The organism is Pelomonas sp. KK5 (genome assembly GCF_001984095.1).
In the GTDB taxonomy this organism is placed as follows: domain Bacteria; phylum Pseudomonadota; class Gammaproteobacteria; order Burkholderiales; family Burkholderiaceae_C; genus KK5.
In genome coordinates, this window is sequence record NZ_LYVQ01000067.1 from 17,847 (window position 1) to 28,847 (window position 11,001).

Sequence of the window (11,001 nt, forward strand, 5' to 3'; positions counted from 1 at the left end):
TCCGATCAGGCTGCTTGCTTGGCGCCTTGGGCAGCCTCGATCATCTTCACGAATTCGGGCTTGAAGTTCTTGATCATGGCGCGCACCGGCATCGCGGCGGCATCGCCCAGCGCGCAGATCGTGCGGCCCTGGATGTTGTCGGCCACCGAGTTCAGCAGGTCCAGGTCCGAGGCCTTGCCCTTGCCGTGGTAGATGCGCTCGATCACGCGGTGCATCCAGCCCGTGCCTTCGCGGCAGGGCGTGCACTGGCCGCAGCTCTCGTGGGCGTAGAAATAGGCCAGGCGCAGCAGGCTCTCGACCATGCAGCGCGAGTCGTCCATCACGATGACGGCGCCCGAGCCCAGCATCGAGCCGGCCTTGGCGATGGAGTCATAGTCCATCGTGCAGTTCATCATCGCCTCGGCCGTCAGCACCGGGGCGGACGAACCGCCGGGGATCACCGCCTTCAGCGTGCGGCCCTTGCGCACACCGCCGGCCAGCTCCAGCAGCTTGCTGAAGGGAGTGCCCAGCGGGATCTCGTAGTTGCCGGGCTTCTCGACGTCGCCGCTGACTGAGAAGATCTTGGTGCCGCCGTTGTTCGGCTTGCCGATCTCCAGGTAGGGCTGGCCGCCGTTGCGGATGATCCAGGGCACCGCGGCGAAGGTCTCGGTGTTGTTGATCGTCGTGGGCTTGCCGTACAGGCCGAAGCTGGCCGGGAACGGCGGCTTGAAGCGCGGCTGGCCCTTCTTGCCTTCCAGCGATTCGAGCAGCGCGGTCTCTTCACCGCAGATGTAGGCGCCGAAGCCGTGGAACGCGTGGAGCTGGAACGAGAAGTTCGAGCCCAGGATCTTGTCGCCGAGGAAGCCGGCGGCGCGTGCCTCTTCCAGGGCTGCCTCGAAGCGCTCGTAGACCTCGAAGATCTCGCCGTGGATGTAGTTGTAGCCGACCTGGATGCCCATCGCGAAGGCGGCGATGGCCATGCCTTCGATGACGATGTGCGGGTTGAACATCAGGATGTCGCGGTCCTTGCAGGTACCCGGCTCGCCTTCGTCCGAGTTGCAGACCAGGTACTTCGCGCCCGGGAACTGGCGGGGCATGAAGCTCCACTTCAGGCCGGTCGGGAAGCCCGCACCGCCGCGGCCGCGCAGGCCCGAGGCCTTGACTTCGGCGATGACCTGATCAGACGTCAGCGGCGTGCCTTCAGCCGTGCCTTCGCCGGTCAGGATCTTGCGCAGGGCCTGGTAGCCGCCGCGGGCGATGTAGTCCTTGATGCCCCAGTTGCTGCCGTTGAGGCCGTCATAGATCTGCGCACCGATGTGCCGATCGTGGAAGCAGGTTTCAACGCCCTTGGCTTGAAACTTCGAGAGGTCCAGCATGTTTCCGATCCCTCAGTTGTTCGGGGCAGCGTTGGCACGCAGCACGTCGACGAGCTCGTCCAGGCGCTGGTGGCTCATGAAGCTGCACATCTGGCGGTCGTTGACCAGCATCACCGGCGCGTCGGCGCAGGCGCCCAGGCACTCGCTCTGCTGCACGGTGAAGACGCCGTCGGCGGTGGTCCCGCCCATCTCGACGCCCAGCTTCGTGCACAGGTGTTCCAGCGCCTTCTGCCCGTCGCGCAGCTGGCACGGCAGGTTGGTGCAGACGTTCAGCTTGAACTGCCCGACCTTCTTCTGGTTGTACATGTTGTAGAAGGTCGTCACCTCGTAGACGGCGATGGCCGGCATGCCGAGGTAGGCGGCGATCGCGTCTTCCGCGGAACGGGCGACGAAGCCCTCTTCCTGCTGGACGATGGACAGGCAGGCCATCACGGCCGACTGCTTGCCTTCCGCGGGGTACTTCGCCACTTCGCGGGCGAAGCGCGCGGCGGTGGCTTCGCTCAGAACGTACTGTTGATCACTCATCGGTCGATCTCACCGAAAACAATGTCCATCGTGCCGATCACGGCCACGGCGTCGGCAATCATGTGGCCCTTGGCCATCTCGTCCAGCGCGGCCAGATGCGGGAAGCCCGGGGCGCGGATCTTCAGGCGATAGGGCTTGTTGGCGCCGTCGCTGACGATGTAGATGCCGAACTCGCCCTTCGGGTGCTCGACGGCGGCGTAGGCCTCGCCTTCCGGCACGCGGAAGCCTTCCGTGAACAGCTTGAAGTGGTGGATCAGCTCTTCCATGTTCGACTTCATGTCGACACGGGCCGGCGGCGCCACCTTGTGGTTGTCGGTGATCACCGGGCCGGGGTTGGCCTTCAGCCACTTCACGCACTGCTGCACGATGCGGTTGGACTGGCGCATCTCCTCCACGCGCACGCAGTAGCGGTCGTAGGTGTCGCCCTCGGTGCCGACCGGGATGTCGAAGTCCATCTTGTCGTAGACGTCGTAGGGCTGCTTCTTGCGCAGGTCCCAGGCGATGCCGGAGCCGCGCAGCATCGGGCCGGAGAAGCCCAGGTTCAGCGCGCGCTCGGGCGACACGACGGCGATGCCCACCGTGCGCTGCTTCCAGATCCGGTTGTCGGTCAGCAGCGTCTCGTAGTCGTCGACGTTCTTCGGGAAGCGGTTCGCGAAGTCCTCGATGAAGTCCAGCAGCGAGCCCTGGCGGTTCTCGTTCATCTGCGCGATGGTCTTCGCGTTCTTGATCTTGCTGACCTTGTACTGCGGCATCGAGTCCGGCAGGTCGCGGTAGACGCCGCCCGGACGGAAGTAGGCCGCGTGCATGCGCGCGCCGGAGACCGCTTCGTACATGTCGAAGATGTCTTCCCGCTCGCGGAAGCAGTAGATCAGGATGTTCATCGCGCCGCAGTCGATGCCGTGCGCGCCCAACCACAGCAGGTGGTTCAGGATGCGGGTCAGCTCGCCGAACATCACGCGGATGTACTGCGCGCGCAGCGGCACCTCGATGCCCATCATCTTCTCGATGGCCAGGCAGTAGGCGTGCTCGTTGGACATCATCGACACGTAGTCGAGACGGTCCATATAGGGCAGCGACTGGATGAAGGTCTTGCTCTCGGCCAGCTTCTCGGTGGCGCGGTGCAGCAGGCCGATGTGCGGGTCGGCGCGCTGGATGATCTCGCCGTCGAGCTCCAGCACCAGGCGCAGCACGCCGTGCGCGGCCGGGTGTTGCGGACCGAAGTTGAGGGTGTAGTTCTTGATGTCGGCCATGGTTTACAGCCCGCCGTAGTTGTCTTCGCGGATCACGCGCGGCGTGATCTCACGCGGCTCGATGGTGACCGGCTGGTAGATCACGCGCTTGGCATCGGCGTCGTAGCGCATCTCGACGTTGCCCGAGGTCGGGAAGTCCTTGCGCATCGGGTGGCCGATGAAGCCGTAGTCGGTCAGGATGCGGCGCAGGTCCTCGTGGCCTTCGAAGATGATGCCGTAGAGGTCGAAGGCCTCGCGCTCGAACCAGTTGGCCGAGTTCCAGATCGGCGTCACCGAGGCCACCAGCGGCAGCTCGTCGTCCGGGCACAGCACCTTCAGGCGCAGGCGCTGGTTCTTGCTGATCGACAGCAGGTGCGAGACCACGCCGAAGCGCGGGCCCTCGGCCACCGGGCTCGCGCCGTTGCCGTAGTCGCTGTAGTCCAGGCCGCAGAGGTCCACCAGTTGCTCGAAGGCGAGCTCAGGGTGGTCGCGCAGCGTCTTCGCGGCGGCCTCATAACCCGCAGCCTTGACGGTGACCGTCAGCTCGCCGAGTTCGTTCTTGATGCTCTGGATCTGCTCACCGAGCGCGGCTTCCAGCGACGCCTTCAGCGTGTCGAGGGTAGGAGTCGTCGTCATGTTCAGCGGGCGATCGTGTTTTCGCGGCGGATCTTGGCCTGCAGTTGCAGGATGCCGTAGAGCAGCGCCTCGGCCGTCGGCGGGCAGCCGGGCACGTAAACGTCCACCGGCACGATGCGGTCGCAGCCGCGCACCACCGAGTAGCTGTAGTGGTAGTAGCCGCCACCGTTGGCGCAGGAGCCCATCGAGAGCACCCAGCGCGGCTCGGCCATCTGGTCGTAGACCTTGCGCAGCGCCGGCGCCATCTTGTTGCACAGCGTGCCGGCCACGATCATCAGGTCCGACTGGCGGGGGCTGGGGCGGAACAACATGCCGAAGCGGTCGATGTCATAACGCGCAGCGCCCGCGTGCATCATCTCGACGGCACAGCAGGCAAGGCCGAAGGTCATCGGCCAGAGGGAACCGGTCTTGGACCAGTTGATCAGCTTGTCGACCGAGGTGGTGACGAAGCCTTCTTTCATGACGCCTTCAATACCCATTGCAAGCTTCTTTCTATTCGTTCAGACCGCCAGGCTCATTCCCAATCCAGGGCGCCCTTTTTCCACATGTAGACGAAGCCCAGCACGAGGATGGTCAGGAAACTCATCATCGACCAGAAGCCCACCGCGCCGATTTCCTTGAGCACGACGGCCCAGGGGAACAGGAAGGCGATTTCCAGGTCAAAGAGGATGAAGAGGATGGCGATCAGGTAGTAGCGGACGTCGAACTTCATCCGCGCGTCTTCGAAGGCCTCGAAGCCGCATTCGTACGGAGAGTTCTTGGCGGCGTCCGGCTTGCGCGGGCCGAGCAGGAAGCCGAGCACCTGAGGCGCCACACCGACGCCGACGCCGACCAGGATGAAGAGGATGACGGGGAGGTACTGATCCAGGTTCATAAGGTCACGCTGCTCGTTTTCGCCGTTAGCAGCCTGCAGGCTACACAACAGCAATGATTTCGATTCCACAAAAGGAAAGGGCGCGCCGTTTGCGATAACTCGTATCGCCTACGGACTGCGCCCGCCTTGTCTCCCTGCCTCGAAGGGTTCTCACTTCTTCCTTCGATGGACCAGGGCGCCCCGGCCAGTCACTCTCAGGCTTGCAAGAAACAAACCCGCGAATCCTAACCGATCAAATCTGGTGCGGTCGGCGAGACTCGAACTCGCACAGCTTTCGCCACTACCCCCTCAAGATAGCGTGTCTACCAATTTCACCACGACCGCAAGTCGCTTTCCGTGTTCCGATTTGCTTGAGGATTGCTTGTCAGAACAGCCTTGAATTCTATACCGAAATTTTTGGGGTCCCGAGGAAGACGCACCAAAAATAGCGGTCTGCGCACAACGCGTCAGACCGCCGCACCAACACGATCAGTTGGCGCCGGAAGCGGCCGCCGATGCAGGCGCCACGACAGCAGGCGCAGCACCCGGAATGGCACCTGCACCCGAGGCCGCCGGAGCCGGCGCCACGATCGGCGCACTGCGCTGAATCGGACCGTTATCCGAGGCAGCCGCACCGCCGCGATGGTTGGACAGATAGGCCAGGCCCAGCGTGCAGCAGAAGAAGATCGTCGCTGCGACGGCCGTGCTGCGCGACAGGAAGTTCGCACTGCCAGTGGCGCCGAACAGGCTGCCCGAGGCGCCGCTGCCGAAGGAGGCACCCATGTCAGCGCCCTTGCCATGCTGCACCAGCACCAGGCCGATGATGGCCAGCGCGCTCAGCAGTTGCAAAACCAGAATCAGATTCGAGACAAATTGCATTTAACAAACTCCAGGGAATTCTTTTCTCTAGTTAACCGGCAGCCCGGCAGATCGCGGCGAAATCCGCGGCCTTGAGGCTCGCGCCGCCGATCAGGCCGCCGTCGATGTCGGGCTGGCCCAGCAACGCCACGGCGTTGTCCGCCTTCATGCTGCCGCCGTAGAGGATGCGCATCGCATCGCTCTTCTGCGTGGCGGCATGCAGTTGCGTGCGCAGCACGGCATGCACCGCTTGCGCCTGCTCCGGCGTGGCCGTGAGGCCGGTGCCGATCGCCCACACCGGCTCGTAGGCCAGCACGATCTCGCCGATGCAATGCGTGAGCGTGTGGATCACCGCGGCCAGCTGGCGCTTGACGACCACCTCGGTCTGCCCCGCCTCACGCTCGGCCAGCGTCTCGCCGACGCAGACGATCGGCGTCACGCCGTGCGCCAGCGCGGCCTTGGCCTTGTCGGCCACCAGTTGATCGCTCTCGTGGTGATAGGCGCGGCGCTCCGAGTGGCCGACGATCGCATAGCGGCAGCCCAGGTCGTGCAGCATCAGCGAGGAGACCTCGCCGGTGTACGCGCCCTGCTCGTGCGCCGAGCAATCCTGCGAGCCGTAGGCGAGCTGCGTGCCGGTCAGGGCCAGCGCGGTCTCGGTGATGTACGGGAACGGCACGCAGACCGCCACATCGGCGCTCCACGGGCCCGCTTCCCTCAGCCCGGCCAGCAGCACGGCATTGGCCGCGCGGCTGCCATTCATCTTCCAGTTGCCGACGACGAGTTTCTTTCGCATAGGCGTAGTGTTCTGCTTTACCAGGTCAGGACAATCTTGCCGACGTGCTCGCCGGACTCCATCAGGGCATGGGCCTCGGCCGCCTGCTCCGCCTTCAGTTCACGGTAGATGATCGGCGCGATGCGGCGCGATTCCAGCAGCGGCCAGACCTTCTCGCGCAACTGCTGCGCGATCGCGGCCTTGAACTCGACCGGCCGCGGGCGCAGCGTCGACGCGATGATCGTCAGCCGCTTGCGCAGCAGCAGGCCGGCATCGAACTTCGCTTCCACCCCGCCCTGCACCGCGATCACGGCGGCACGGCCGTCGATCGCCAGCGCCTGCACATTGCGCTCGACATAGCTGCCGGCCACCATGTCCAGGATCACGTCGACGCCGCGGCCACCGGTGGCCTTCTGCACCTCGGCGACGAAGTCCTGCTGCTTGTAGTCGATCGCCACATCGGCGCCGAGCTTCAGGCAGGCCTCGGCCTTGGCCGCATTGCCGACGGTGACGATCACCTGGCTCGCGTCGAAGGCCTTGGCCAGTTGCAGTGCCGTGACGCCGATGCCGCTGGTGCCGCCGTGGATCAGGATCGATTCGCCCGCCTTGAACTGCGCGCGGTCGAACACGTTGGACCAGACGGTGAAGAAGGTCTCCGGCAGGCTGGCGGCTTCAGCGAAGCTCCAGCCATTGGGCACCGGCAGGCACTGGCCGATCGGCGCAGTGCACAGCTCGGCATAGCCGCCGCCAGCGACCAGCGCACAGACCGCATCGCCGACCTTCAGGCCGGCCGCAGCCAGTTGCTGCGCATCGCCCGCCACGATGGTGCCCGCCACCTCCAGACCCGGCAGGTCGCTGGCGCCCTTCGGCGGCGGGTAGTGACCCTTGCGCTGAAGAACATCCGGACGATTGATGCCGTAGGCGCGCACAGCGATCAGGCACTCCCCAACGCCTGCGATAGGGTCAGGCCTTGCCTCGATCTGCAGCACCTCGGGCTTGCCGAACTGGGTGATGGCGATGGCTTTCATCGTGAAGCGGCGGCGTCGTGCCGATCAGTTGTGGTGATCGGCTTCCGGAGCGGCTTGCACCGGCGCGGCTTCGCGATCGATCAGCGCCTTCATCGACAGCTTGATACGACCCTTCTCGTCCGTCTCCAGCACCTTGACCTTGACGATCTGGCCTTCACTCAGGAAGTCGGTGACCTTCTCCACGCGCTGGTGGGCGATCTGGCTGATGTGCAGCAGGCCGTCCTTGCCCGGCAGCAGGTTCACCAGGGCACCGAAGTCCAGGATCTTGGTGATCGGGCCTTCGTAGACCTTGCCCACTTCCACTTCGGCGGTGATCTCGGCGATGCGCTTCTTGGCGTGCTCGGCCTTCTCCGCGTCGGTCGAGGCGATGGTGATCGTGCCGTCTTCGCCGATGTCGATCGTCGTGCCCGTTTCTTCGGTCAGCGCACGGATGGTGGCGCCGCCCTTGCCGATCACGTCACGGATCTTCTCCGGGTTGATCTTCATCGTGTACAGGCGCGGCGCGAACTGCGACACCTCGGTGTTGGCCGTACCCATGGCTTCGACCATCTTGTCGAGGATGTGCAGGCGGGCTTCCTTGGCCTGCGCCAGCGCGACCTGCATGATTTCCTTGGTGATGCCCTGGATCTTGATGTCCATCTGCAGGGCGGTGATGCCGCCGGTCGTGCCGGCCACCTTGAAGTCCATGTCGCCCAGGTGATCTTCGTCACCCAGGATGTCGGTCAGCACGGCGAAGCGGTTGCCGTCCTTGATCAGGCCCATGGCGATGCCGGCCACGTGGGCCTTCATCGGCACGCCGGCATCCATCAGTGCCAGGCAGCCGCCGCAGACCGAAGCCATCGACGAGGAGCCGTTGGACTCGGTGATTTCCGAGACCACGCGCACCGAGTACGGGAAGTCTTCCTTGCTCGGCAGCATCGCGACCAGCGCGCGCTTGGCCAGGCGGCCGTGGCCGATCTCGCGGCGCTTGGGCGAACCCACGCGGCCCGTCTCGCCGGTGGCGAACGGGGGCATGTTGTAGTGCAGCATGAAGCGGTCTTCGAACTCGCCGGCCAGCGCGTCGATGCGCTGCGCGTCGCGGTCCGTGCCCAGCGTGGCGACGACCAGGGCCTGCGTCTCGCCGCGGGTGAACAGGGCCGAGCCGTGGGTGCGCGGCAGCACGCTGTTGCGGATCTCGATGGCGCGGACGGTGCGGGTGTCGCGGCCGTCGATGCGCGGCTCGCCGGCCAGGATCTGGCCACGCACGATGCGGGCTTCGATCTCGAACAGCAGGCCTTCCACTTCCACCTTGTCGAAGGCGGTGCCTTCGGCGGTCAGTGCAGCGAAGACGTTAGCCGTCGCCACGCGGCAGGCTTGCGTGCGGGCCTGCTTGGAGCGGATCTGGTAAGCCTCGCGCAGCGGGCCTTCGGCCAGCGCGTTGACCTTGCCGATGAAGGCTTCGTCCTTGGCCGGGGCCTTCCAGTCCCACACCGGCTTGCCGCCGTCGCGCACCAGTTCGTGGATCGCGTTGATCGCGACCTTGCCCATGTCGTGGCCATAGACCACGGCAGCCAGCATCACTTCTTCGGACAGCGCGTCGGCTTCGGACTCGACCATCAGCACGGCGGCTTCGGTGCCGGCGACGACCAGGTCCATCTTGGAGTTGGCCAGCTCGGTCTTGCCCGGGTTCAGCACGTACTCGCCGTTGACATAGCCCACGCGCGCGGCGCCGATCGGGCCGGCGAAGGGGATGCCGGAGACGGCCAGCGCGGCCGACGAGGCGATCATCGCGGCGATGTCGGCCTGCACTTCAGGGTTCAGCGACAGGACGTGGATGACGACCTGCACTTCGTTGAAGAAGCCTTCCGGGAACAGCGGGCGGATCGGGCGGTCGATCAGGCGGCTGGTCAGCGTCTCCAGCTCGCTCGGGCGGCCTTCACGCTTGAAGAAGCTGCCCGGGATCTTGCCGGCGGCGTAGGTCTTCTCGATGTAGTCGACGGTCAGCGGGAAGAAGTCCTGGCCGGCCTTGGCTTCGGACTTGGCGACCACGGTGGCCAGCACCACGGTGCCTTCGATGTCCACCAGCACGGCGCCGCTCGACTGGCGGGCGATCTCGCCGGTTTCCATGCGGACCGAATGCGGGCCCCATTGGAAGGTCTTGGTGATCTTGTTGAACATGCTCGTCGTCATTGCTTTTCTCCTTGTGCTTCTTGGTTGAGGGAGCAGTCTGGGTTTGACGCAATGCCATTCCACGGATCTCCGGATCCGTGGAATGACACAGCAGCGTCACGTCAGCCCAACTCCTCGTTGAAATACTTCAAATGCAAAGAGCCTGTACTGGCAGGACCAGACAGGCTCTTCGTTCATGGCCGCAAATTACTTGCGCAGGCCCAGCTTCTGGATCAGCGCGACGTAACGGTCGGCGTCCTTGCGCTTCAGGTAGGCCAGCAGGCTCTTGCGGGTGTTGACCATCTTCAGCAGACCGCGACGACCGTGGTGGTCCTTGGCGTGGGTCTTGAAGTGCGGGGTCAGCATGTTGATGCGCGCGGTCAGCAGAGCGACCTGGACTTCCGGCGAACCGGTGTCGTTGGCGGCGCGGGCGTTGGCTTGAACGATTTCAGCCTTGTTGATCGACATATCGATGTTCCAGTTTGTGAGCGGAAAAGCCGCTGGAACAGGCAGCCAGGCTGCGCCGATCACAGACGGTTTCCATAGGTTTAACTTGCGAATGGGAGTGAAACCGACTCCCACCGTGCTTGCTACATCCCACCCGTAACGGGCAGAACCGACGGATTATAGACCGAGAAACGATCTCAGTCGACCGACCCCGTCCACGAGGCGCTGCGGGTCACGCGAAGCGAAGCACCAGCGCAGCCAACCCTCCCCTTCGTCGCCGAAGGCCGCGCCCGGCGCCAGGCCCAGGCCCGCCTCGGTGACGAGGCGCTTCGCCAGCGCCAGCGAGTCGTCCTGCCCGGCCAGGCGGAAGAAGGCATACATGCCGCCCAGCGGCGGCCGCACCTCGACACCCGGCAGCGCCTGCAGCAGCGGCAGCAGCGTGTCGCGGCAGTGGCGCATGCGGGCCGCCAGTTGCGGCACGAAGTCGTCGGCGATGTCTAGCGCAGCCAGCGCGCCCCGCTGCACGAACACCGGCGCGCAGGAGGTGTTGAATTCCAGCAGCTTGGCCACGCCGTCCAGCAGCGCCGGCGGCAGCACCATCCAGCCCAGGCGCCAGCCGGTCATCAGGAAACTCTTCGAGAAGCTGTGGATGACGATCAGGCGGTCGTCAGGCTCGGCCACGTCGAGGAAGCTGGGGGCACAGGGCGCGGCGTAGTAGAGCCGCTCGTAGACCTCGTCGGCGACGATCCAGGTGCCGGTGCGGCGGCAGTGCGCGAGCAGCGCCTGCTGCTCGGCGCGGGAGAGCGTCCAGCCGGTCGGATTGTTCGGGGCGTTGACGATCAACACCTTCGTGGCCGGCGAGATCGCGTCGAGCAGGTGCTGGAGATCCAGGCCCCATGCGCCGAGTTTCGGCGTTAGCGAGACGCGCTTCACCCGCGCGCCCATGATCGCCGCCTGTGCCACCAGGTTTGGCCACAGCGGCACGACGGCCACCACCTCGTCGCCCGGCGACACCAGCGCCTGCATCGCGACCATCAGCGCGTTGACGCCGGACGAGGTCACCGCGATGCGCTCGCTGCCGACCGGCTTGTGCAGCGCGCTGACGTAGCGGGCGAGACCTTTTACGCCCACAACCTCGGGCTGGCCGAGC

At 65.2% G+C, this 11,001-nt stretch carries 12 protein-coding genes and 1 tRNA gene; all 13 read right to left on the minus strand.

What is annotated here, in order from left to right; all coding sequences use genetic code 11:
* Positions 1–5: 5 nt before the first annotated feature.
* Positions 6–1,355: an NADH-quinone oxidoreductase subunit NuoF gene (nuoF, locus tag B0W88_RS12735; RefSeq protein ID WP_077035032.1), complete on the minus strand. Its 1,350-nt coding sequence runs from the start codon at positions 1,353–1,355 to the stop codon at positions 6–8.
* A 12-nt stretch (positions 1,356–1,367) separates the two neighbouring features.
* The gene (nuoE, locus tag B0W88_RS12740; protein ID WP_077035033.1) at positions 1,368–1,880 is read right to left on the minus strand and encodes an NADH-quinone oxidoreductase subunit NuoE; all 513 of its coding nucleotides are present in this window, start codon (positions 1,878–1,880) and stop codon (positions 1,368–1,370) included.
* Positions 1,877–3,130: an NADH-quinone oxidoreductase subunit D gene (locus tag B0W88_RS12745; RefSeq protein WP_077035034.1), complete on the minus strand. Its 1,254-nt coding sequence runs from the start codon at positions 3,128–3,130 to the stop codon at positions 1,877–1,879. The genes nuoE and B0W88_RS12745 overlap by 4 nt, the downstream gene beginning before the upstream one ends.
* A 3-nt stretch (positions 3,131–3,133) precedes the next feature.
* Entirely contained in the window at positions 3,134–3,745 is a 612-nt protein-coding gene (locus tag B0W88_RS12750) for an NADH-quinone oxidoreductase subunit C (protein WP_077035035.1), read from the minus strand.
* Positions 3,746–3,747: 2 nt separating this feature from the next.
* On the minus strand, positions 3,748–4,224 hold the full coding sequence (locus B0W88_RS12755; protein ID WP_077035036.1) for an NADH-quinone oxidoreductase subunit B family protein: 477 nt from the start codon (positions 4,222–4,224) through the stop codon (positions 3,748–3,750).
* 35 nt (positions 4,225–4,259) lie between these two features.
* Complete coding sequence (locus B0W88_RS12760) at positions 4,260–4,619, minus strand: NADH-quinone oxidoreductase subunit A (protein WP_077035037.1); 360 nt, start codon at positions 4,617–4,619, stop codon at positions 4,260–4,262.
* Between the two features lie 239 nt (positions 4,620–4,858).
* Positions 4,859–4,943 (minus strand) — tRNA-Leu (locus B0W88_RS12765).
* Positions 4,944–5,087: 144 nt separating this feature from the next.
* Positions 5,088–5,477, minus strand: a complete 390-nt coding sequence (gene secG / locus B0W88_RS12770) for a preprotein translocase subunit SecG (protein ID WP_077035038.1) — start codon at positions 5,475–5,477, stop codon at positions 5,088–5,090.
* Between the two features lie 31 nt (positions 5,478–5,508).
* Positions 5,509–6,249: a triose-phosphate isomerase gene (gene tpiA / locus B0W88_RS12775; RefSeq protein ID WP_077035039.1), complete on the minus strand. Its 741-nt coding sequence runs from the start codon at positions 6,247–6,249 to the stop codon at positions 5,509–5,511.
* A gap of 17 nt (positions 6,250–6,266) precedes the next feature.
* Entirely contained in the window at positions 6,267–7,256 is a 990-nt protein-coding gene (locus B0W88_RS12780) for an NAD(P)H-quinone oxidoreductase (protein WP_077035040.1), read from the minus strand.
* 24 nt (positions 7,257–7,280) lie between these two features.
* Entirely contained in the window at positions 7,281–9,425 is a 2,145-nt protein-coding gene (gene pnp / locus B0W88_RS12785; protein ID WP_077035041.1) for a polyribonucleotide nucleotidyltransferase, read from the minus strand.
* A gap of 186 nt (positions 9,426–9,611) precedes the next feature.
* Positions 9,612–9,872: a 30S ribosomal protein S15 gene (rpsO, locus tag B0W88_RS12790; RefSeq protein WP_077035042.1), complete on the minus strand. Its 261-nt coding sequence runs from the start codon at positions 9,870–9,872 to the stop codon at positions 9,612–9,614.
* A 156-nt stretch (positions 9,873–10,028) separates the two neighbouring features.
* A partial coding sequence (locus B0W88_RS12795) for a pyridoxal phosphate-dependent aminotransferase (RefSeq protein ID WP_077035045.1) occupies positions 10,029–11,001 on the minus strand: 973 nt, incomplete at its 5' end.